This window comes from Candidatus Binataceae bacterium, from assembly GCA_035294265.1.
GTDB lineage: Bacteria > Desulfobacterota > Binatia > Binatales > Binataceae > DATGLK01.
On the sequence record DATGLK010000043.1, the window covers coordinates 1 to 21,447 of the forward strand.

Genomic DNA, 21,447 nt, shown 5'->3' on the forward strand with positions numbered 1-21,447 from the left:
TTCGATCGCCTACGAAGACTTCGACCAGAACGGCAAGTTTTGGCGGGGTCAATACAACTACAATCCGGCCAAGAAGGTTGTGGGCACTAACGGTTATTCCTTCTACAGCGGCCTATGGTCTCACCTCAATCCGGACTTTCAAAATCTGGACAACTCCAACACCCTGCCGGTGTTGGATGGTTTCTGGTTCAACCAGGAGACGCCCAAGCGCTACGTCAATTACTTCCGCTTCGGCAATCCTGCCGGCCTGAACCAGATTACCCAGTGATCTGACCTCCGCGGGCGCGGCGATGATTTTCGCCGCGCCCGCTTCCCAGGACCTCAGACTGGCAGCGATCTCGCCCGTTGCTGGCCCATCACAGTCGTGGCTGTTTGGCGGACGGTTCAAAACTGTGCTATGGAAATTATCCGGGGACATCCTCGCAGGAGGATGGATTTTTGGGGGCGATTCGAAAGGTGACCAGGCTGGCGGCGGGCCTTTGCCTGATTTGTGTGCCGATCATCGCTGGCGCTCGCCCAAGCCAAGCGCGGATAGTGCGCAAGCCGCCTTTCCGGGCGGTGATTATTGCAGTTAAGTGTGTGCCAAATGATGGGTATGATCGCATACCCAAGCCGGAATTAGCGAGAGTTTGGCGCCATCTATCGCCGCCTGACATTGCCCGCGCCAAACGCTTGCAATTGACATTTCGGCCGCCGCCGGCCTCCGCCTTGTGCGCTAACCCCGCCGAGCTTCCCCGCGTGGCGCGAAAGATCGCGCCACGCGGGTCCGAAGACGTCCCATTGTGCTGATTCTCCCGAAGATTGGGTTTGTTTTACGCGAAATACAAGGCTTTTTTCGGGGGATTTATGAAAATACTTGCTAAGGCCGTGCTGACTGCCGGCTTGGGAGTTGTTTTTTTGGGATTGGGCGTTGCTTACGCTGACCCGTTTAGTCCGCTAGCCGCGGGAACTATTATCACCAAGGCAAATTGCCAGAAGTATCTGGATCATTTCGACGTCGGTTGGCAGCACGAATGCACCGAAACCGCGCCGCAAGTGAGCATGCCCAGCGATCTAAAAATTGTCATTGCGCCCACGCATTCCTATCCGGTCCCGTCGACATACTGGGATGCGACAGAAAAATATAGCAAGCAGGTGACGCTGGAGCCCACAGGCGATGGCAGTTATGTTATGAAAGGCTATGTCGCCGGAATGCCGTTTCCCTACGACAAGCTCGATCCCAAGGATCCGCTTTCGGGCTTCAAATTAATGTATGACGCTTACTTTCAGTATCAGCCGGCGGTGATGGCGGGCGAAGGGGTCCATCCCCTGGATATCGATCGCTACGGCAACCGCTATGAACAGCGCTCGTACACCGCCGATTACGTCGTGGAGGCGAACACCGACCCAGTGTATCCGATGACTATCCCGAATTCGCCCGGAGAGGACAAGGGCGTATATTTCACCAACTACACCGAGCAGGAGTATCCGACCCAGATCCAGTACATCGCGGGAGTCGAGTGGGACTACATGGATCCCAGGCGAATTCCTAATAACTGGGCCTATATTCCCAGTATCCGACGCGTGCTGGAACTCTCGCAGGCGGCACGCTGCGCGCCGTTCGTGGCCTCGGCCAACTTCAGTTATGACGATCATTCACGAATCCCATTGCCGCCGACATGGTTTAAGGCACAATACCTGGGCACGAAGTACATAATCACTTACATCGTGCCCGAGGATCACTTCAAACAAGCCACCGATTTTCACAACTGGGAGATCGATTATGGGATCTTCCCGACCGACAAAATTGGCGGCCATTGGGAGGCGCGGCCTTGGCTTCAGCTGGCGATGCAGCGCATACCCGACCATGCGGCGGGTTACTGCCAGGCGCAGCACTACATCTGGTTGGATAAAGAGCAGACCATGACCATTGCTTTCGACGACTTCGATCAGAACGGCAAGTTCTGGCGGGGCCAGTATAACTACAATCCGGCCAAACGGGTTCCTGGTACCAATGGCTATTCGTTTTACAGCGGGGTGTGGGCGCACATCAACCCCGATTTCCAGAACCTCGACAACGCCAACCTGCTGCCGCCGCTGGATGGCTTCTGGTACAACCAGGAGACTCCCAAGCGTTACATCAACTACTATCGCTTGGGCAATCCTGCGGGGTTGAACCAGATCGTGCAGTAAACTGACACGGCGGGCGCGACGATCGTCGCCGCGCCCGCTGTAAAACTTGGCGTCCCACGCCCGCGTTGCGAGCGCTTGCCGCCTGGAGGAAGAGCATGGCCTCGGCTAAAGACAGCGAGATTCTGACCCAGGTCGGAGCGGGCACGCCGATGGGCGACCTGATGCGCCAATACTGGCTCCCGGCCGCGATGTCTGGCGAGCTCAAGGCTAACGGCGAGCCGCTACGGTTGGTGCTGTTGGGCGAAAAGCTGATCGCTTTTCGCGACAGCTCCGGACGAGTAGGCATCCTGGACCATCGATGCCCTCACCGGTGCGCCTCGCTCTTCTTTGGGCGCAACGAGCAAGACGGATTGCGTTGCGTGTACCATGGGTGGAAGTTCGACATCGCAGGCCGTTGCCTGGAAATGCCCAACGTTCCGCCCGAGTACGATTACAAGCATAAGGTTCGCGCCAAATCCTATCCCGCTTGCGAGCGTAACGGCCTGGTGTGGGTCTATATGGGACCGCGCGCTCAGCCGCCCGGGCTGCCGATGCTGGAGCCCGCCCTGATGCCTGAACACGAGATGCGCATCAGCTTTACCCAGCGCGAATGCAACTGGATGCAGGCGCTGGAGGGGGACATCGACACCACCCACCTGAGCTTTTTGCATTTCGGCATGTTACAAGCCGAGGATTTGCAGCCCGTGGGTATCGCCCGCTTTGGGATTGCCAATCGCGCGGCCGAGCTGAAGGTCGCGGCTACGCCCTGGGGTACCATGTACGGCGCCAGCCGCGCGGTGGAAAATCTGATTTACTGGCGCTTTGCCCACTTTCTGTTTCCCTGCTGGACCTATATTCCCAACGGCGAGTTCAGCCACCATATTCTTGGACGTGCATGGGTCCCGATGGACGACACCCACACCATGGTTGTGCTGCTGTGGTGGAAGGGCGATTTGCCCGAAAAGCGGATTCGCAAAGATGGCCAACCGATCGCGGGTGCGGGTGGTGCGCCAAAATATCTTCCCAACACCAGCGACTGGTATGGACGCTGGCGACTAGCGGCCAATGCGAGCAACGACTACGAGATTGACCGCGAGGTACAGCGTACACGCAGCTATACCGGTCTCGACGGAATCAACCTTCAGGATCAGGCCATCACCGAAAGCATGGGTCCGATAACCGACCATGCCTGGGAGCATCTCGGGCCCAGTGATCTGATGATCATCCAGACTCGCCGCCGGCTGGTTCAAGCCGCGCTGGCCCTGCGCGAGCATAATCAGGTTCCCCCAGGTCTCGAAGCGCCTGAATGCTTCCTGCGGGCGCGTGGGGGTGATTTCGTCACTGACCACGAAATGGACTGGGAGCAGGCTTACGACCTTCAGTTGCGCACGATGGAAGATCCGACCGGCAGGATCCGCCAGAGCGGCGCGACCTATGGGCATAGCGAAATGCCGCAGGCGGCCAAATAGCCGCGTCGGCGGCGCGGCAACGTCGCGCGCCGCCTTTTTTGAAAGCCGCATTTTAATATTTTGCCCTTTCAAGCCGTCGCCACGGGTAAGTCAATCAGGCCGCGCAGTCCGAAGGATTCTCGATAGCGCGGTGGCTCCCCCATGGCTAACCGCAGGCGGGGAAATCGCTTCAGCAGCATTTCGATCGCGATAGCACCCTCCAGGCGTGCCAGCGTGGCGCCCAGGCAGAAATGGATCCCCGCGCCGAAAGCGATATGCTCGTTGGGAGTGCGCCTAATGTCGAAGCGCTCGGGATCTTTGAAGCGGGCCGGGTCGCGGTTGGCCGCGGCCAGCAGAACCATGACGGTAGTGCCGGCGGCAATTTCGGTTCCGTCCAACCTAACCGGGGCTACGGCCCGCCGGACGGTGGTTTGTACCGGACCGTCGTAGCGCAGAATCTCTTCGATCGCGCCGCCGATCAGACTGGGCTGCTGGCGCAGCAGCTCCATCTGCTCGGGATGACGTCCCAGTGCGAGTATCCCGTTACCGATCAAGTTGGTGGTGGTTTCGTTGCCTGCTACCAGCAAAAGCACCAGGAAACGCATCAGCTCGGGTGCGCTCAGGATCTCGGCCTGCTCCTGCGCCGCGAGCAAGGCGCTAATCAAATCGGGACCCGGCCTGCGGCGGCGCCGCTCGATCTCGGCGGCGAAGTATTCCAGCAGCTGGTCGCGCCCCTCGATCGACCCGGGCGCGGCGGGCGCTCCCGGCGCAAGGCTGCGGATCCCAATGATCGCGTCGGACCAAACCTTGAACTGAACGTGCAACTCAGGCGGTACCCCTAACATCTCGGCGATAACCCGCACCGGCAGAATGTTGGCGAGGTCGGCCATCACGTCGAACCCTGGTTGTGTCGCGACTCGCTCCAGTAGTTCGCTGGTGATAGCACGGATATGGGGTTCCAGGGCGCGGATACGTCGCGGCGAGAAATCCAGGCTGACCAACCGGCGCAGACGGCTGTGATCGGGTGGATCGGAATTGAGCAGCGACACCGCCCCCTGAAATGGGTCGCTGTTGCTCGGTAAGTTATGCATGTCACGGCTGGAGAAATCGAGATGATCGTGCAGGACCTCCAAGCAGGCGGCGTAGCCGCCCACCAGCGCAATCTGACGATAGGGTCCGGCTTCGATCAGGCGTGGCGCTCGTCCATATAAAGTTCGGTAAAAAGGGTAGGGATTGGCGCGAAAGGCGGGATCGAAGGGACTGAAGCTCAGAACTGCTTCGGGTTCGACGCTTGCGTTCATTAGCTGCTCCCAGCGCTTTGCTCTCAATGCAGATTAAACGGAGTGGAAGGCACGCGCTCAAGCGCCCAGTCCTTATGCGGGCTTGAGCGCTGAGAATCGGGCCTTGCGAAAAGCTCGCTCAGTGATGCGGGGTGGAATGGCTGAGCAAAGCCAGGAGCAGCAGAATGGCCAGGATCATGAGCACGTAAAGTGTGCGCCGAGTACCTGGCGCAGGGGCCGTTCGCGAGGCTTTCTGAGTGGTGGTGTAGGAGATGCCGCTGCCCGGAATTCCGATGGTCTCGCGCTCTCGGCCGCGTCCCAAGGTGACGTGTGCGCCGCGGCCTCCCACTGACAGGCTGGTGCCGCGCTTGGAGAAGTTCAGTGTAACTCCAGGTAGGATTTTGACCCGGCGGTAAAACCTCCAGCCCATCTTTCCCCCTTCTGTTAGCGGCTTCAGCAAGCAGCCAAGTGCGAGGGCGTTAGCAACGCTAGCGCCGCGCGCGCCATTTGCAGCTCTTCATCCAGGGGAATGATCCAAATCTGGATGGGAACGGTCGGTGCGCTAATGCATCGATCACCCCCGTCGGATGCCTGGTTGAGCTCCGGATCGAGCGCGATTCCCAGGTTCTCCAAGCCGCTACAGATCTGTGCGCGAACAGGCGCCGCGTTCTCGCCGATCCCGCCGCCGAACACAATCGCGTCCGCGCGTCCCAGCACTGCCAGATAAGCGCCGATATATTTACGTGCGCGGTAGCAGAAAATATCCACCGCCAGCTTAGCCTCTCGATTGCCATCGGCCGCGGCGGCCATCACCTCCCGTAGGTCGCCGGATACGGCCGAGACCCCCAGCAGCCCGGCGCGATGGTTCAGGAGCTGGTCCAGGGCCGCGGGCGATAGCTGCTCGCGCTGGATAAGGAAGCCCGGAATGGCGGGATCCAAATCTCCCGCTCGCGTTGCCATCATCAAGCCCTCAAGCGGCGTCATACCCATCGAAGTATCCACCGAGCAGCCGTCGCGGATCGCGCACACCGAACATCCCGCTCCCAGGTGCAGGGTTATCAATGCGCTGCCCTGGGCCTGACGGCCGGCAAGCTCGTACCAGCGCTGGGCCATGTAGGAGTGGCCGATACCGTGGAAGCCGTAACGTCGGATCGCATGACGTGCGCTCAGCTCGCGAGCCAGCGGATAGGTGAAGGCGTAAGAAGGGAGGGTGCGATGGAATCCTGTATCGGTCACCACCACGGCCGGGGTGTCCGGCAATTGCTGGCCGACGGCGCGGATAGTTTCCAGGGCGGGAGGGTTGTGTAGCGGCGCCAGCGCGCCCGCCTGCTCAATCGCCGACATCACCGCATCGTCGATCAACGCGGGCTCCCACAAGTTCGTTCCGCCGTGGACCACGCGGTGGACCACTCCGCCCAACTCACGCATTGGCTCGGGCGCCGTCTGCTTGAGCCACCCAAGGGCGAAGCGGGCGGCCTCGGGATGGCTGGTAAGCGCTGGCGTCGGCGCAGCCGCGAACTCAGCCCTCGCGTTGGGCCCGATCTCCTCGACTTTGCCGGTATGCGAGACGCCCTGACGCAGCCCTCGAGCGTCGAGTTGGAGCAACTCGAATTTCAAGGAGGAGCTGCCACAATTGAAAGCGAGGATCCACATCGGGTTGGTCTTGCGTGGCACTCAATCAATTAAGGGTGGCACAACAGGCCACCATCAACCACCACGCTTTGGCCGGTCATGAACCGCGCTCCCGGTGCCACCAAGTATAGTAGGGCTCCGGCCAGCTCCTCAGGCTTGATCAGATTGTGGTCGGGCAAGTACTTGCGCAGAGTTTCCTCGAACTGGGCCTGGCGCTGGCCGCGGCTTTCCAGCCAGCCGAATTCCAGCGCGTTGACCCGGACCTGGTCGGGAGCCCATTCCAGCGCCAGGGTGCGGGTCAGGCTGAGCACCGCGGCCTGGCTGGCGCAGTACAGGCTGGCGTTGGGCACTCCGCGCTCCGCCAGGACTGAAACCACGTTGACGATCACGCCGCCGCCACGTCGCCTCATGATCCGACCCGCTTCCTGGCAAGCCATCCAGGTGGCGCGAAAAGTGTTATCGAAGATTTTGTCCAACGCGTTGTCGTCACTGATGTCGGCGGGAGCGAAGCTGCGATAATCCAGGGCGTTGACCAGGATATCCAAGCCACCCAGTTGCTTGACGGTCAAATCAACGCTGGCGCTGAGATCGGCTCGCGTGATCGCGCTCTGCACCTGGACCACCGATTTGCGCCCGGTGGGCGCCAGACGCCGGGTCAACTCCCGCAGCGCGTCGCCGGTACCCGGCTGCTGGGAGGCGATCACCAGGTCGGCACCCGCTTCGGTCAGAGTCATGGCAGCGATCATGCCCAGGGGATTTTCGGCTCCCACTACCAGGGCGCTTTTTCCCGTCAACGAGAAGTCGGTCGCGACGGTGTCGTTCATCGCTTCACCTGGATTCGTTGAGTTGGGGGTAACTGCCGGTGGGCGTAGCGCCGCCTGCCAGTGCTCCGCCGTCGATAGTCAGCATCGCGCCGTTGAGATGGTGGGCTGCGTCGGAGGCCAGGAAGATCGCCAGCGGGCCGATTTCTTCGTACTCGCCCGGCCGTCCCATCGGTACGAATTTGCCGCCTTGAAAGCGCTCCGCCGCTTCGCCGAAGACGCCAGGTACGATGCAGTTGCTCTGGATGTTGTAACGCGCGTAGGTCACCGCCAAGGATCGCGTGAGCTGAATCACCGCGCCCTTGGCGCAGGTATAGCTGAACAGTTGCTTGCCGCCGCGCAGGCCCAGACCCGAGGCGATATTGATGATCCGGCCGTGTTGCTGCGCGATTAAATGAGGAATGACGGCGCGGCAACAATAGAATTGACTGCTTAGGTTAAGTGCCAGACCCTCCTGCCACATCTCGTCGCTGATTTCCTCCAACGGCTTGCCGTAATCTTGGGTGCCGCCGCCGGCATTGTTGATCAGTATGTCGATATGGCCCAGCTCCGCCACTGCCACCTCCACCATCGCATTGACTTCCTTCGAGCGCGTGACGTCGGCGGGAATCACCATGCAGCTACTGCCTTGCTGGCGCACCGCCGCCGCGGTCTCTTCCAATTGGGACCGGGTCCGCGCCACCGCGGCGATCGTGCAGCCGGCCCCAGCCATCGCCAGCGCCATCGCGCGCCCAAGGCCGCGCCCGGCGCCGGTAATCAAGGCCACCTTGTTTTTCAGGCTCAATTTTTCCAGCACCATGACATCCGCCTATCACGCGCTATGCAACTTCGCCCTACCTAAGTAGCATAAACTGACAGCGCTCTGGGGCAAAAGACTTTGACGCCAGACCTCGGGCGCCGCCCTCGGGGCACGATATAATGACGGATCAAACTAGCCTCCCAGCCGTGCGTTTGGATCTGCGCGGCGTAAAGTGCCCGCTGAACTGGGCCAGGGCTAAGGTGCGTTTGGAGCAGATGGCGCGGGGGGAGATCCTGGAATTGCTGCTGGACGATCCGCGTGCGATTCGCGACATCCCACGCGCGGCCGAAGCGGAGGGGTATGTGACGGTGGAGTGTCGCGCCGAGGCAGACCATTGGCGCCTCAGCCTGGAGCGCTGAGAGGGAAGCTGTCAGTCTCGCGCAGCGTGACGCGCCGGCTAGGCGCCATCTAACTGGCGGAATCGCAGCACCGATAGATGCGCAAGCAGCGGGCCACCACTTGCGGCCAGGTAAAATGCTGCAATATCCGCCGCCGCCCGGCGCGCCCCATCGCGGCGGCCTGCGCCGGATGGTCAAGCATCCAGCTTAAAGCGGTCCGCAAGGCGGCCGCGCCGGCCTCGGGTACGATCAAACCGGTGACGCCGTCTTGGACAATCTCCGGCAAGCTCGCGACATTGCTGCAAATCGTGGGCGCGCCGCAAGCCATCGCTTCCAGCAGGGTTTGGCCGAGCAGTTCGGGCACCCGCGATTCATCTCCGTACATTGTCCGGTAGACGCTGGGCAGCACCACGCAGGCGGCCTGCCGGTAGGCCTCGATCAATGCGTCATCGTCGCAGTCGTGACGAAAGGTGACCGCTTTGCCCTGGGCCAGCTTATGCAGGTCGGCGCTATAACGGGGCTCGCTCTCATGGCCGATAATCTGCAATTGCATCCCCGGTGCCAAGGCCTCGATCAAGGTGTCGATCCCCTTGTGCGGCAGCAGGCGGCCCACGAACAAGATCGTGCGGCCGCGCTGAACGTCGTCGCGAGGCGCAAATTTTTCGCTATCCACTCCGCCCAGAATGACGTGGTCGGCATCACTCGCGCCGTGCGCTAGGCCGCGGCTGTATTGGCTTAAATGCAGGCGCCCGCGATACCAGCGATCGGTGCTGATGTAAGCCGAAACATCCCAGCCGCCGCCGCCCAAGTCGGTGACGAACACGGGCCGCCGGGTAAGCCGGCAGTACGCGGCGGCCAGAGTGCTGGAAAGGATATGTTGCTGATGGCAGTGGACTACGTCGGCGCCGCGCAATTGGGCGAAGAGCTTGAACGATACCGGATTGGCGCGCTGACCGCGCGGATACCAGGGGCGGCCGAGCACTACTATGCTCAAGCCATCCCTGGCCTCGCGCCGGTCATGGCTGCCAAAGGTAACCAGCGTCGTGGGCGTGACCCGCGCCATATGGCGGGCCAGTTCGTATACATAGCGCTCCGCGCCGCCGATGATGCCGTCGTCGGCATCGAACAGCGCCGGCACTAGATGCAGCACGTGCATCGTCGATCGGGAGTGCGTAGGCAGAGCGGGGATCTAATGAATCAACGCGGGGGCGAGCTTTTCATACTCGGCCAAGGTCTGCGCGGCGCAGCGCTCCCAGGTAAAGCTGCGGGACCAGCTACGCGCAGCCTCCCGGCGCGCCTGCCAGCGTTGGGGATATTCAGCGCGCTCGACCAGTATTCCATCGACTTCCTCCACCCAGCTTTCGACCTCCGCCGCTTTGCAATAATGCGCCGCTGGTCCGCCGATCTCACGACAAACGGGAAGATCGCTGGCCACCACCGGCGTGGCGCACGCTTGCGATTCGATCAGGGGCAGGCCAAAACCCTCGTAATCCGAGGTCAGCAGGGTGAGCACCGCACGCTGATAAATCGCCGCCAAAATGGCGGTCGTTAGACGCGGCAGGACGACAACCGCTTCCTTCAGCGACAACTCGTCGCGCAAACGAACTTGCGCAGGAGTAAACGGTCCGCCCACTCGCACTAGGCGCAGATCGGGCCATCGCCGGCGCAAGCCGGCCACGATTCGGAGCAGGATATCGACACGCTTGCGCGCGCTGGTGCTGCCCACGTGCAAGAGATACGGATGGTCCGCCGCCGGCCCCAGCAAGCGATCGACCTGTGCTTGGGCGCGGGGGTCTGCCTGCACGCCAAAACTGGGGTGAACTCCATGATAAACGGTGGTCAGGCGCGCGGCGGGCGCAAGGCTGTTGCGGAGGACTTCGGCGCGCGTGCTGTCGCTGACGCACAGCACCACGGCGGCGCGGCCGAAGCCGTCCAGGATGCGCCGCGTCATGGCCCGAAACGGCAGCGAGCGCGGTTGGCGGTCAGGTTCCAGCAGGCAGCGGAAGGTTTCCAAATCATGGCAGGTGACCGCGGCGGTGCCGCGCGGCAGCTCGTGGAGCAGATGGCTGTAGCTGTGATCGATAATGTGGAACAGGTCGAAGCGCTCGTGCATCCGGCGAAGATAACGAGGATAGTCGAACATTCGGTTGAGCAGGCGGTCGGCGCTGACACACGCCCAGCCCGCCGCTGGCAGGCGCGTGAAGCGGCGGCGGAAAGGCGGCCGCAGTGGACGGGCATGGATACGCTGGTGGGGATAGCGGGCGAGGTAGCGAACCGTCATCGCGCCTACCAGGTCAATACTCGGCCAGCCCTCCTGACGGAAATCACAGACCACTGCCACCCGCAGGGGCTGAGGCAAAGCCTGCCCCCCTACTTACGCACGAAGGGTAGCCAGCTAACCGAGGCCCACAAGGCGGCTTTGATCAAATGGCCAAGGCGATGGAAAAACAACGCGATCTTACCCCACAGTACTCCGAAAGAGCCGGCGCGGGCCACCGCGGCGCGCGTCTCCAGGGGGATTTGCAATAGCGTGGTCGAGCCTTTGCTCACGGTGATGGTGCCGACGGTTGCCGCCGCCGCCACGGGTGCTATCAGGTAGCTGGCTGGAAGGTTGGCTGCCAAAGCCAGACCGCGATCCTCGCCGCGCGGCAGCGTGATCACCACTTCGTGCGCGGGCGTGATCGCGACCGCGGGTTGGCGCCCTTCGTAAACCGGTAGGCTGGACGGCGCCAGGCCGGCCGGGTTGGGTTGATAATTGACATAGGTGCGAAAGGCCCAGTCGATCAGCTTTTCCGTCTCGGTGCGCCGTTTCTCGGCGTTGGGCGTGCCGAGCAAGGCCGAGATCAACCGCATGTCGCCCTGATGGGCGGTGGCGACTAGATGGAAACCGGCTTCGGAGACGTGCCCGGTCTTCAGACCATCCACCCGCGAATCGTAAAGCAGCAGCGTGTTCCAGTTGCGCTGCGTGATGTTATCGAAAGTGAATTCCTTGGGCGAGGTATAAGTTAGCGCATCGGGAAAGCGCTGCAGCAGCAGCGAGGCCAGCTTCACCATGTCGGCGGCAGTGGTGTACTGGTCGGGCTCGGGCAGACCGTCGGGACTCATGAAGTGGGTTTCGCTCAAACCGAGCTTGGCGACGTACTGATTCATCAAACCGACAAACGCGTCGGTACTGCCGGCCTCGTATTCGGCCAGCGCCACCGCCGCATCGTTTCCCGAGGAGACCATCAGCCCGTAGAGCAACTCGCGCACCGGGACGCGTTGGCCCACGGCCAGGAACATTTTTGAAACCGTCGGATCGATCGAAAGACGCCAAGCCTTCTCACTGATCGTGACCGGGGTATCGAGCGACAAGCGACCGGCGCGCAAGGCATCCAGGGTGATGTAGAAGGTCATCAGCTTGGCCAGGCTGGCGGGCTGAATGCGTTCGTGCTCGTGGTAGGCGTAAAGCACTTCGCCCGAGTGCGCCTCGATCATCATCGCCGAGCGTGCATCCAGAGCGAAGGGTGCTGGCCGATCGCCGAGCACATGGATCTCGTCGAGCGGAATCGCCGGCGGGGGAGCTGACTTGGGCCGGTGGTGCGCAGCTCCTACCGGAGCCGCCACCAGCACACCCGCCACCAGCAGCGTGCCAATCCATCCGGCGCGCAGGCTCATGCACTTCATTACCGCTCCTCCACCGTCCACTTCCCCACGCCAGCTTAGGACCGGGCAGGCGCGAGGGCAAGGGTGAGGGTGTGGCATCTGCGCGCGCAGTTTTTCCGCCAGATCTTCACGGTTTTAGCCTTGGTTTATGCCGCCGAGGTGCGGCGCGATTCGCCCAACAACTCATCGTACAGGCTCAGGGTCTGGGCCACCATTCGCTCGCGGCTGAAAAGCTGCGCCACCCGCTGCGCACCCGCCCGTCCGCAGCGCGCGCGAGCGGCCGGATCGGCCAGCAGGCGGTTGATTGCCCCCGCTAAGGCGCCAGCGTCGCGCGGCGCGACGGTCAGGCCGCTGACGCCGTGAGGCGAAACGAAGGGGACCCCAGTGGCCAAGGCGGTATTGACCACCGGCCGCTCCGCCGCCATCGCCTCGAGCTGGACGATCGCAAAGGCTTCGCTGCGCGCTACCGAGGCTAGAGCGAAAACCTCGCAAGCATGGTAATAGGGCGTGATCTGACGCCGATCCAACTCGCCGATGAAAAACACGCGCCTGCTCAAGCCGGCTTCGACCACCTGGCGCTGGAGCGCCGGGCGCAAGGGCCCGTCACCTACAATCAGCAGGGTGGCGTTCACCTGGCGCATCGCCGCGATCAGATATTCCCAACCCTTGTAATAGACCAGCCGTCCCACCCCCAGCACCAGCGGCAGGCGGTAGCGCTGGCGGATTTCCGCCACCGCGGCGGCTGGCGGCGGGGCCAGCTCTTCCAGCGCGATTCCGTATGGTATGACGCGCACCCGCGAGCGTCGGCTACTAAGCACCGGCGAGCTTTCCAGATAATCGGGTGAGGTCGCGATAATTGCGCTGGCGCGCGCCAACACGGTGTTGATTAGTGGGCGCATCATGGTGTCGAGCAGCCGCTGGCGTACCACATCGCTATGCCAAGTCACGATCAGAGGCGTGCTGATGCGTGCGGCCAGATAACCCCAGGCGGCCATCGGATTAGGGAAATGAAGGTGGACAAGGTCCGGCCGCGCCGCTCGAATCGCCCGAGCCATCCCAGGACAGACCGGGGTTGCCGCCAGGGTTAGCGGGGTAGCCAAGCGATCGACTTGAAGGCCACCGAAGAAATCGGTTTGCATGCTTAACCGGCCGCCACCTGCCACCATCACGCGCACCTCGCACGAGCGCGCCAGGCCGAAGCTGAGCAATTCAAGGTGGGTTTCGATACCGCCTCGATGGGGAGCGAAATACTTGCCGAGCTGGAGCACCCGGCGCGCGGCATTCTGAGGCGCCATCAGCTCGCCGCTCGCAGCGCCGCGATCCCATGGCGCAAGGCGAAGCGATCCTCGTATAGGGCGCGGCCGGCCGCGCCCAAGTGCCGGCGCCAGGCGCAATCTTTCATCACGCGCTCGACCAGAGGAACCAAGCGGGCGGGCTCCTCGACCGGCGCCAGGGCCACGGCGCCGTGATCGTTCCACCAGGCCTCGGTGAGATGGCCAATGGTGCTGACCACGGGCAGGCCGTGATTTAACGCCGCCAACAACGTGGTGCGCCGGCCAGTGACACCGTCGGGATAGGGCTGCAACATCAGGTCGCAGGCCTGCAGATGGAGAGAAAGCTCACGCTCACCGAGGTCGCCGCTCGCGTGCACGCGGTTGGCCCCGGCGGGCGACCGGGCTATGAGTGCGCCGCGCGCCCGGTCGCCGCCGATACCTAGCAAGAGAATGCGGCAGGGTTGCTGCTCGAGGAGCCGCGCCAGAACTGGAATGAGAAGATCGGTGATGGGTGGATCGTAGGTACCGAAGTGGCCCACGAGGAGACCCTCGCCGCCGCCCAGTTGCTGCCGGATTGCCGCAACCGCTGGCGGGTCGTCCAGAAAGGGAATATTGCTGCAAACGGGGAAAAGCTCGATCTGCCTGCGATCGGTTATCAGCGTGCGCAAAATCGAATCCCATGCCGGAATTGTCACCATTATGCGCGTTGCCGCGCGGGCCACGGTGGCTGCCATCGCGCGGGTCACATGGTGCAGGATGCGATGGCGCAGCGGTTGTCCAAAAATTCGCGGGAATACAACTTCGTGGAAAATCACTGTCAAATCGTGATGGCCGAGCCCAGCGAGCCAACGGCAGAACGGCCAATTCATCGCTTTCCAGCCATAAGCGTGAGGTGTGTACTGAACCAATATCCGGTCGTTGCGCGCCGCGCGCAAAACCGGACCTAGCTGACGCAGGGCGCGGGGACCAAAATGGCCTGGCAAATTATGGACAGTGATCCCGCGCTCCAAGCTGCCAGTCTCATCACCGGCCGGCTTCCAAACCTCGACCCGATCACCAGCCTGAGCCAGTCCCATGGCTAGCTGCGCACTGTTGGCCGCCACGCCGGTGTGCAGCGGCGAATAAGTTCCGGTGATCAGATGCCAGCGCAAAGCTGAAATTTCCAAGCAAGTAACGGCCGATCCAACAGATCTAGGTCAGGAGTCGGCGCTACGATTGTGCAATCCCTTTGCCAAGCCTGCGCGTTTGCAAATAGCCGCGCGCCGGCCAAATAATCTGGTCGCAAGGAGAACAGGCATGAAGCTGTACAACCATTCGATGGCGCCCAATCCCCGCCGGGTGCGGATGTTCGCAGCGGAAAAAGGGATCAAGCTGGAGCAGGAGGAGGTCGATATTTTCGCCGGCCATAACCGCACTCCCCAATTTCTCGCCAAGAACCCTTCGGGCGGGTTGCCGGTGCTGGAACTGGACGACGGCGCTCATTTGGCCGAAACCGTGGCCATCTCCCGCTACCTGGAAAGCCTTTATCCCGAGCCCAATCTTTTTGGGCGCGACGCACGCGAGCAGGCTTTCGTGGAGATGTGGAATCGGCGCATGGAACTTGAGTTGATGATGGCGATCGGGAATGCCTTTCAGCATACCAGTCCGATGCTCAAGGGCCGCTTGCAACAATTCCCCGAGTTTGGCGAGACACGGCGCGCGGCGGCGCAGGAGCGCTTGGCGCGGATGGATCGCGAGCTTCAGGGACGACAGTTTGTCGCCGGCGAGCGTTTCACCATCGCCGATATCACCGCCTTGGTTGCGATCGACTTCGGCAAACAGTTGGTGGGTATCCAAGTCGATCCCGCGCTGCGCGAGCTGACGCGCTGGTACGAGGCGGTCTCCAGCCGGCCCAGCGCCAAGGCCTAACACGTAAGCGGCGCGGCCACTGAAGTCGAAGTGTCGGCCTCGCATAGGCTCACGATCTGTTGGGCCATCTCGCTTGCGCCGTGAGCGCGCAACACTCGCGCGGTGGGCTCGATTTGAGCGCGCCAGAATTTGCGGTTGCGATGCCAGGTGAGCATCCGCTGCGCCAATTCGCTGGCGTTATCGGGATCGCGCAGCAGCAAGTCGCGCAACTCGGGAGCGAAGCGCTCGGCGACCCCGGCGCTGGCGCTGACGATCGCCGGCACGCCGCGGCACAGCGCCTCGTGAACATTGAGCCCGTAGGCCTCGTAGCGCACCGGGCTGACCAGCAGATCAGCCGCTGCCAGCACTTCGGCCACCCGGTCAGTCAGCCCCAAAAAGGTGACTCGCGATTGAAGCTGAGCTGCGGCCACCGTGGTGCGCCAGTGCTCGAGCCGCCGGCCCCCGCCGGCTACCAGCAGATTGCCCTCCCATTCGGGCAGCGTGCAGAGTTCGCGCCAGGCCTGCCACAGGGTGTCGAATCCCTTGTTAAGGTCGAATCCCAGGCCGCCCACGAAGACCAGCAGCGGACGCGATTGAGATTGTCCTAGTGCGGCGCGAGATGCGCTGCGTTGCCCCTGGTTAGCCAGTTCAAAACCGGAAGGTACGCCGGGGTAGACGACTGCGATCTTGTCGTTCGACACGCCGATTTCGCCCAGCTCGCGTCGTGTCCGTTGCGAATTCGCGATCACAACTCGAGCAACTGCCAAAGCCCGCGTTTCGCGCCGGCGCGCGATCAGCTTGGCGATCCGATTCTTGAGTCGAAACCAGGCCGGTGCTCCGTCATCTCGCGGCGGCCAGCGATGATGAACGCAATGAACCCAATTGATAGCCGGCCATGCGCAGTTGCCGCCGTTGACCAATGCTCGCGCTCTCTGCCTGTTACATAGCTCCTTGAGCACAAAGCGTGCGCTGGCCTCCAGGTACCATTCGGCGGCAAAGAAGGAGTCCGCGGTCTTAGGTACCAAATGGGCAATCGCGCCAGCCTGGGTCAGATCGGGAGCGACGTAATGAGAAACCAGATGGACGGGCGTGCCTCGGCGCAGTAGAAAGCGGGCCAACTCTGCGTTAAGCCGATCCATTCCGCCCCGGTCATGAAAACTTCCGGCCACCAACGCCCAGGGCCAGGTGGATTGATGCAGCCGTTCAGGCGAGGCTGATGAAATAGATGACTCCAGTTCCTCAGCTCCATCGCCGTGGCGCTGCGGCGAACAGCTTGCCGGCGAGCTCCGGCGGCACTTCGGTTAGATCCGTCGCCTTGAGGATCTGAGGAGCGACGATCCAGCCCACTTCCATCAGGGATATTACGGTGGCGGGGATGCCGTTAAGCATTCCAGTTCCGATTATGCCACCGGCGAACCAGGTAGCGACGGTTAGCCGCGTCAGCCAGCGGCCCAGGTACCAGCGCTCCAGCGGATTAGGTCCGCCGCGGGTAAAAATCCAGAGGATGAAGGCCAACCACAAAAATAGCCCAGGCAAGCCCTGTTCCAGCGCCACGGTGGCGTATTCGTTTTCTAGATGCACCGGATTGATGACCTGGTTTTGCAGAAAGTAGGGCAGGTTGGTGCCGCCACCGCCCAGCCCGTTGCCTAAGGGATATTTCTGCAAGGTATCAAATAAATTCTGATTGACGCTCCAGCCGACCCGTTGCACCACAGTGTGAGTGCGTACCGTGAACACCCGTTGCATCAGAGGCTGGCGCACTACCACCCATCCAACCGCGCTGGCCAATGCGGCCCACATCACCCAGTTCTTGACTTGCAGCTTGCCCGACACCAGCAGGGTTGCGGCCAATCCGATCAGGATCAGCGCGTTGGCCCGCGAGGCACACATGAAAATCCCCAACACGGCCGCGCCGATTCCCGCCATCAGCAGAATGCGTTGCCTGCTGGGCTTGCGCGGCTGGATCCAGCCACCCACTAGCAGCGGCAGACTGGCCAACATGGTGACGCCATAAGAGCCCGAAGAAGAGAAGGTGGCGGGGATGCGCAAGGCACCACTATCCCCCACCGAACTGGAGTAAATCAAAATCGTGTTGGCGTTCAGGGGATAGAAACGTTCGACCCCAAAGATCATCTCCGCGGCGGCGAAGGCAAAGGCCACCACGTTGAGCGCGGCCAAGCCCAGGGCCAACGTATCGAGCTCCTCGGGCTCCAACATCGCGCCCACGAGCAGGCATGGGAGGAAAAAAGTGGCGGCGCGCCAACCCACCAGGCGCACCAGAAAAGGCTGTGCGGGCACGAACAGCAGCAGCGTGGGCAGGCCAATCAGGCACAAGAGCCACGGCGTGAGGCCTTCGATTTTGCGCCGCTGGATCGGTGTTAGAGAACGGAGCAAAGTCGAGGGATAGAAGCCGATCAGTGCCGCGTCGAACAGGAAATAAGTCGCAGTCTGATTCCAGTTGCTGCGGATGATTCCATAGACGTAGCCCACTGCCAAAACCGCCAGGAGGCCGTAGACAATCGCGCGGCGCGCGGCAATCCAGCTTGCCGCGAGCGCCACTACACATAGGACTGCACCGATCATCGCGGCTGGCTTGGTGTCCCCCGCTGCGGATCGGCGAGCCAGCGGCGGGATTGCTGATAACCGGAGTTCGAGGGACCCGCCAGCCCTTGCAGAATCTCCTGCAAGCGGCGCATCTGACGCAGCGGATCACACAGCTCGCGGGCGCGCATGGGGCCCCAGAGGCCTGCGCTTCGACGCGCCGAAGCATCTTCCAAAAGCCGCTTCAGTACCTGGGTCAGACCAGTGACGCTTCCTGGCTCGAACATCAGATCGCTGCCGGCCAAGATCTCCTCGGCCCCGCCCCATCGACCGGTAACCACGGGCAGTCCGGCGTAGAGCGCTTCTACGTATACCGAGCCGAAAGGCTCGGGCTGCGAGTTGGGACTACAGAAGATATCGGCGCAGCGAAGCAAAGTTGGTACGTCGGCGCGTTCCCCAAGGAATCCGACGCGCGCTTGCAGGCCGTGTTTTTCGACCGCGGCAGTAAGCTCGCTCAAGTAAGCCGCCTCGGCTGGGCGCTGCGCCCCGCCGACCAACCAGCATCGCCAATCCGGCCGATCCCGCAACCGGGCAAGTGCCTCCACTAACATCACATGCCCTTTCCAACGTTCCATTCGGCCCACTTGGATGATCGCCACTTCGTCGGCCGAGGCACCCAGTTCGCCGCGCAGCTGAGCGCGCTGGGGTTCACTCAGCGCGGGCGTGCGATCGTCGAGCGGAGTGTGGAAGGCGACCTGCGCCACGCGCGCTGCGAAGTTACCAGCGCAAGTGCGCGCTACAAAATTGCTGGTGTAGATTACTAGGTCGGGCGTGCTGAGCAGGGCCCAACGGTCCAGCCATAAGCGGCGATTCAGCAGGCCATGCACCCACAGTACGACCGGTACGCCGGCGGCTCGCGCAGCTGGCCCCAAAATGGCATAAGCCCAAGCGCCGTGACAAACCAGTGGGCCGGGATCGTCGCGCAGCCGGCTCTCCAGCTCACGGCGCGCGCGCAATACCGACCAGGGATAACGGCTGCGGACTGGATTGAGAACCCAAACTGGCACCTCACGGAACTTCAGTTCCTCGAGCAGCCGGCCCTCAAAGCACAGCGCAAAACGCGGTACCATCTCTGGCACGAAATGGCGCAGACGGGCCAGCGTAACCAGGGTCGATTCGACCCCTCCATACAGCTTGCCGCTGACGGCATGGGTGACTGTGATCACAAGGTCCCCCGGATAGCGCTATCGGCGATGGTGGCGGGCGGCAGGCCGGCTAGCTCCCGATAATGCTGGATCATTTCGCGCGCCATTCGGCGACTGTCGAAGCGTCGCAATGCGCTGGCACGCGAAGTCTGCGCCAGCATTTGGCGCAGAGCGCCGTCACGGGCCAGCCGTTCCAATTGCGTCGCCAAGCCGGCGGCGTCTCCCGGCCGATGGATGAGCGCGTCATGACCCGCGCTGATTATTTCCGCCGCGCCGCCGGCGGCGCTGACCACTAGCGCGCGTCCGCACGCCATCGCCTCGGCGATTGCCATTCCGAAGGGCTCGGGGTCGGTGCTGGCGTGTACCACGATATCCAGCGCGCGCAGCGCCGCCGCCGGGTCATCGACGTGGCCGGTAAAGCCGACACGTCCTTGCAAGCCTAATTGCGCGGCCAAGGCACGCAGGCGGGCCAGGTCGGTTTGGCTACCGGTAGTATGGTAAATTGGCCCGCCGATGACGTAGCCGCGTACCGCCAATGAGTTGGGGAGGGCGGCCAGCGCGCGCAAAAAGACTTCATGCCCTTTCCAGCGCGCCAGAGTAGCGATCAGACCAATGCGTACGTCGTTGCCTGGCGGCAAGCCCGCCAGGTTATCCAAGTCCAAAACAGGCCCGCAAGGAGAGAAGCGGTTTAAATCCACGCCGTTATGGACAACCACGCTCTTGACCCGCGGACCCAGCACCCTGCCGGCGTCGCGGGCCACGCTGCGTGAGTTAGCGATCAGTAAGCTGCATCGCGCACCCCAGAGCTTGAGCAGCCGCGCCATCAGCCGCCGCCGCCCCGGGTAGTCGTGCAGGTGCCAGATTAAGGGAACTTGCACCGGGGTAGCGATTGCCGCCAGCAGATGGGCCTTGAAGCCGTTGGCATGCACCAGATCGGGCTGCCATTTGCCGATCGCTTCTTGCAGCCGAGGCCGGTAGGCCAACAGCGCGGGCAGTGCCCCTACCAGCTTGAGCAGCTTGCCCAGTACTTCACTGGGGCCTGCATTCCAATCCCCTATGCCGGCCAAGCGCGCGGCTAGCGGTAATGGCGTCGCTTCGATTCCGAGCGCGCGAGCCTGCTCCACCAGCGGCCCCTCGTCGGTCACCAAAAGGCCTATGGTCAGCTCCGGTTGCGCTCGGCGCAAAGCCCCCAGCATCTCCAGCAGGCTGCGCTCGGCCCCACCAATGGAGCCGTTGGGATTTAGAAAAAGTAACCGCATCAACGGCCGCGCCAGGGTATTTGCGTTCCGTCGGATATCTGACGCTGCGCACGGCACAATGTCAGGGTGAGCGAAGCGAGCGCAGGCGAGCGAAGTCGCCACATCTCGGACAGCTCGGCGAGCGGTGGAGTTGCGAAGCACACCTGAGCAAACCAAGCTGATAACAGTTTCTGCGACTGCAAAGCGAAGCCACCTACTAGGGGACGCACACTAGCAGCACTCAATTATTGAGTATCCGGAAGCCCCGCCAGCTTGTGTTCAAACTCACGATAAGTACGGGCGACATTGCGGTCATCAGGGGCCAGCGCCAAGGCTCGCTTATAAGCTTTTTCCGCCGCGGCGTATTGAAAATCCGCCTCGTCGGCCTGACCCAAGCCTAACAGCGGCAGGACCGAAGCAGGATCTACCTCGCTGGCGCGAGTGAAATAATTCGCCGCCCGCGAATAGCTATTTTGGTTGAGGTACCAATTTCCCAGCCCCAGCAGCGCATCGAAGGAATAAGGTTGAGAGCGTAAAGCTCCCTCCAGCGCTTGGCGTGCGAGTTGGCTCTGATCGGCGCCTTCGGCGGCCTGGTACAGTCCCAAGTACAGATTGGTTGCATCGGCGCCCGCGGCCAGTCCTCGCTCGATCTCTTCCAGCGCTGCGGCCGGACGATGGTTGACCAGATCGATTCGTGCCAGATCGATCCACGCCGGGGTGGCTTGGGGATCGATCCGAACAGCCGCTCGCAGCGTGCCTGTGGCCTGCGGTACAAGTCCCGCATGCTGGTAAGCTTCGCCAGCCCGTAGCAAATAGGTGGCGCGTACCTGCGGGTCGTTTTCGCCCTGCGCCAGATTCATCCACAACTGCGCCAAGTCAGAATATCGGCCGAGCGCCTGATAATAGGTGGCGAGGTCGTCGGCGGCATGGGGAAAACCGGCGAGGACCGCGCGCGCGAAGCCGGTTGCCACCGCTAGCTGCTCGGCGTCGCTCAAACGTGGGATCATTTCGGGAGTCAGATAGTAATGGGCCGCGAGCTCGGGAGCGATGAAGACTGACTGAGTAACCTGAGCCAGTCCGTCGGCCACGTCTCCCCGCCGCATCAAGGCGCGTGCATATAGATCGCGTGCGTACGGATCGTCGCGATCGAGCCAACTGGCAACGGCAAGTTCGTGCAGGCGCTGGGCC

Annotated in this window: 20 protein-coding genes; 5 read left to right on the plus strand and 15 right to left on the minus strand. The window is 62.3% G+C overall.

Going from position 1 to position 21,447, the window contains the following annotated elements:
* The 3 genes from VKV28_07585 to VKV28_07595 all read left to right on the plus strand — a co-directional run.
* On the plus strand, window positions 1-268 hold a 268-nt coding region (locus tag VKV28_07585), incomplete at its 5' end, for a hypothetical protein (GenBank protein ID HLH76650.1).
* 578 nt (window positions 269-846) lie between these two features.
* The gene (locus VKV28_07590) at window positions 847-2,172 is read left to right on the plus strand and encodes a DUF1329 domain-containing protein (protein ID HLH76651.1); all 1,326 of its coding nucleotides are present in this window, start codon (window positions 847-849) and stop codon (window positions 2,170-2,172) included.
* Between the two features lie 95 nt (window positions 2,173-2,267).
* A complete protein-coding gene (locus VKV28_07595) occupies window positions 2,268-3,620 on the plus strand; it encodes a Rieske 2Fe-2S domain-containing protein (GenBank protein ID HLH76652.1) in 1,353 nt (450 codons plus the stop codon).
* A 68-nt stretch (window positions 3,621-3,688) separates the two neighbouring features.
* On the opposite strand, the gene VKV28_07600 is transcribed toward VKV28_07595, so the two are convergent.
* The 5 genes from VKV28_07600 to VKV28_07620 all read right to left on the minus strand — a co-directional run bounded on the left by VKV28_07600 (window position 3,689) and on the right by VKV28_07620 (window position 8,131).
* Window positions 3,689-4,900, minus strand: coding sequence for a cytochrome P450 (locus tag VKV28_07600; GenBank protein ID HLH76653.1), 1,212 nt, complete (start codon window positions 4,898-4,900; stop codon window positions 3,689-3,691).
* A gap of 118 nt (window positions 4,901-5,018) precedes the next feature.
* Complete coding sequence (locus tag VKV28_07605) at window positions 5,019-5,309, minus strand: DUF4236 domain-containing protein (protein HLH76654.1); 291 nt, start codon at window positions 5,307-5,309, stop codon at window positions 5,019-5,021.
* Between the two features lie 23 nt (window positions 5,310-5,332).
* Window positions 5,333-6,532 carry an acetate/propionate family kinase gene (locus tag VKV28_07610; protein ID HLH76655.1) on the minus strand — a complete coding sequence of 400 codons (1,200 nt, stop codon included), beginning with the start codon at window positions 6,530-6,532 and terminating at the stop codon, window positions 5,333-5,335.
* A 29-nt stretch (window positions 6,533-6,561) separates the two neighbouring features.
* Window positions 6,562-7,335 (minus strand): SDR family oxidoreductase, encoded by a 774-nt coding sequence (locus tag VKV28_07615; protein ID HLH76656.1) that lies wholly within the window; start codon window positions 7,333-7,335, stop codon window positions 6,562-6,564.
* Between the two features lie 4 nt (window positions 7,336-7,339).
* The gene (locus VKV28_07620; protein ID HLH76657.1) at window positions 7,340-8,131 is read right to left on the minus strand and encodes an SDR family NAD(P)-dependent oxidoreductase; all 792 of its coding nucleotides are present in this window, start codon (window positions 8,129-8,131) and stop codon (window positions 7,340-7,342) included.
* Window positions 8,132-8,250: 119 nt separating this feature from the next.
* On the opposite strand from VKV28_07620, the gene VKV28_07625 reads away from it, so the two are divergent.
* A complete protein-coding gene (locus VKV28_07625; GenBank protein ID HLH76658.1) occupies window positions 8,251-8,490 on the plus strand; it encodes a sulfurtransferase TusA family protein in 240 nt (79 codons plus the stop codon).
* Window positions 8,491-8,539: 49 nt separating this feature from the next.
* Here VKV28_07625 and VKV28_07630 read toward each other — a convergent pair whose 3' ends face one another.
* The 5 genes from VKV28_07630 to VKV28_07650 form a co-directional block, all read right to left on the minus strand.
* The gene (locus VKV28_07630; GenBank protein ID HLH76659.1) at window positions 8,540-9,625 is read right to left on the minus strand and encodes a glycosyltransferase family 4 protein; all 1,086 of its coding nucleotides are present in this window, start codon (window positions 9,623-9,625) and stop codon (window positions 8,540-8,542) included.
* 33 nt (window positions 9,626-9,658) lie between these two features.
* Complete coding sequence (locus tag VKV28_07635; GenBank protein HLH76660.1) at window positions 9,659-10,828, minus strand: glycosyltransferase family 1 protein; 1,170 nt, start codon at window positions 10,826-10,828, stop codon at window positions 9,659-9,661.
* Window positions 10,829-10,839: 11 nt separating this feature from the next.
* A complete protein-coding gene (locus VKV28_07640) occupies window positions 10,840-12,135 on the minus strand; it encodes a D-alanyl-D-alanine carboxypeptidase family protein (protein ID HLH76661.1) in 1,296 nt (431 codons plus the stop codon).
* A 125-nt stretch (window positions 12,136-12,260) separates the two neighbouring features.
* Window positions 12,261-13,409, minus strand: a complete 1,149-nt coding sequence (locus VKV28_07645; protein HLH76662.1) for a glycosyltransferase — start codon at window positions 13,407-13,409, stop codon at window positions 12,261-12,263.
* Window positions 13,409-14,554, minus strand: coding sequence for a glycosyltransferase (locus tag VKV28_07650; protein HLH76663.1), 1,146 nt, complete (start codon window positions 14,552-14,554; stop codon window positions 13,409-13,411). The genes VKV28_07645 and VKV28_07650 overlap by 1 nt, the downstream gene beginning before the upstream one ends.
* Window positions 14,555-14,684: 130 nt before the next feature.
* On the opposite strand from VKV28_07650, the gene VKV28_07655 reads away from it, so the two are divergent.
* Window positions 14,685-15,296 (plus strand): glutathione S-transferase, encoded by a 612-nt coding sequence (locus VKV28_07655; protein ID HLH76664.1) that lies wholly within the window; start codon window positions 14,685-14,687, stop codon window positions 15,294-15,296.
* Here the strand turns inward: VKV28_07655 and VKV28_07660 are convergent.
* From VKV28_07660 to VKV28_07680, 5 genes are all read right to left on the minus strand, one after another.
* On the minus strand, window positions 15,293-16,414 hold the full coding sequence (locus VKV28_07660; GenBank protein ID HLH76665.1) for a glycosyltransferase: 1,122 nt from the start codon (window positions 16,412-16,414) through the stop codon (window positions 15,293-15,295). The genes VKV28_07655 and VKV28_07660 overlap by 4 nt on opposite strands.
* 100 nt (window positions 16,415-16,514) lie before the next feature.
* A complete protein-coding gene (locus VKV28_07665) occupies window positions 16,515-17,858 on the minus strand; it encodes a hypothetical protein (protein HLH76666.1) in 1,344 nt (447 codons plus the stop codon).
* Entirely contained in the window at window positions 17,855-19,042 is a 1,188-nt protein-coding gene (locus VKV28_07670) for a glycosyltransferase (protein HLH76667.1), read from the minus strand. The genes VKV28_07665 and VKV28_07670 overlap by 4 nt, the downstream gene beginning before the upstream one ends.
* On the minus strand, window positions 19,039-20,280 hold the full coding sequence (locus VKV28_07675) for a glycosyltransferase family 4 protein (GenBank protein HLH76668.1): 1,242 nt from the start codon (window positions 20,278-20,280) through the stop codon (window positions 19,039-19,041). Before VKV28_07675 ends, VKV28_07670 begins: the two co-directional genes overlap by 4 nt.
* A 224-nt stretch (window positions 20,281-20,504) precedes the next feature.
* The coding region (locus VKV28_07680; GenBank protein HLH76669.1) for a hypothetical protein at window positions 20,505-21,447 on the minus strand (943 nt) is incomplete at its 5' end.

Excerpts from the sequence above, each read along its gene's own strand:
- VKV28_07620 (HLH76657.1), bottom strand. The coding sequence starts at position 8,131 with ATGGTGCTGGAAAAATTGAGCCTGAAAAACAAGGTGGCCTTGATTACC.
- VKV28_07640 (HLH76661.1), bottom strand. The coding sequence starts at position 12,135 with ATGAAGTGCATGAGCCTGCGCGCCGGATGGATTGGCACGCTGCTGGTG.
- VKV28_07610 (HLH76655.1), bottom strand. The coding sequence starts at position 6,532 with ATGTGGATCCTCGCTTTCAATTGTGGCAGCTCCTCCTTGAAATTCGAG.
- VKV28_07595 (HLH76652.1), top strand. The coding sequence starts at position 2,268 with ATGGCCTCGGCTAAAGACAGCGAGATTCTGACCCAGGTCGGAGCGGGC.
- VKV28_07590 (HLH76651.1), top strand. The coding sequence starts at position 847 with ATGAAAATACTTGCTAAGGCCGTGCTGACTGCCGGCTTGGGAGTTGTT.
- VKV28_07615 (HLH76656.1), bottom strand. The coding sequence starts at position 7,335 with ATGAACGACACCGTCGCGACCGACTTCTCGTTGACGGGAAAAAGCGCC.
- VKV28_07645 (HLH76662.1), bottom strand. The coding sequence starts at position 13,409 with ATGGCGCCTCAGAATGCCGCGCGCCGGGTGCTCCAGCTCGGCAAGTAT.
- VKV28_07675 (HLH76668.1), bottom strand. The coding sequence starts at position 20,280 with ATGCGGTTACTTTTTCTAAATCCCAACGGCTCCATTGGTGGGGCCGAG.
- VKV28_07660 (HLH76665.1), bottom strand. The coding sequence starts at position 16,414 with ATGGATCGGCTTAACGCAGAGTTGGCCCGCTTTCTACTGCGCCGAGGC.
- VKV28_07630 (HLH76659.1), bottom strand. The coding sequence starts at position 9,625 with ATGCACGTGCTGCATCTAGTGCCGGCGCTGTTCGATGCCGACGACGGC.
- VKV28_07625 (HLH76658.1), top strand. The coding sequence starts at position 8,251 with ATGACGGATCAAACTAGCCTCCCAGCCGTGCGTTTGGATCTGCGCGGC.
- VKV28_07600 (HLH76653.1), bottom strand. The coding sequence starts at position 4,900 with ATGAACGCAAGCGTCGAACCCGAAGCAGTTCTGAGCTTCAGTCCCTTC.
- VKV28_07665 (HLH76666.1), bottom strand. The coding sequence starts at position 17,858 with ATGATCGGTGCAGTCCTATGTGTAGTGGCGCTCGCGGCAAGCTGGATT.
- VKV28_07605 (HLH76654.1), bottom strand. The coding sequence starts at position 5,309 with ATGGGCTGGAGGTTTTACCGCCGGGTCAAAATCCTACCTGGAGTTACA.
- VKV28_07655 (HLH76664.1), top strand. The coding sequence starts at position 14,685 with ATGAAGCTGTACAACCATTCGATGGCGCCCAATCCCCGCCGGGTGCGG.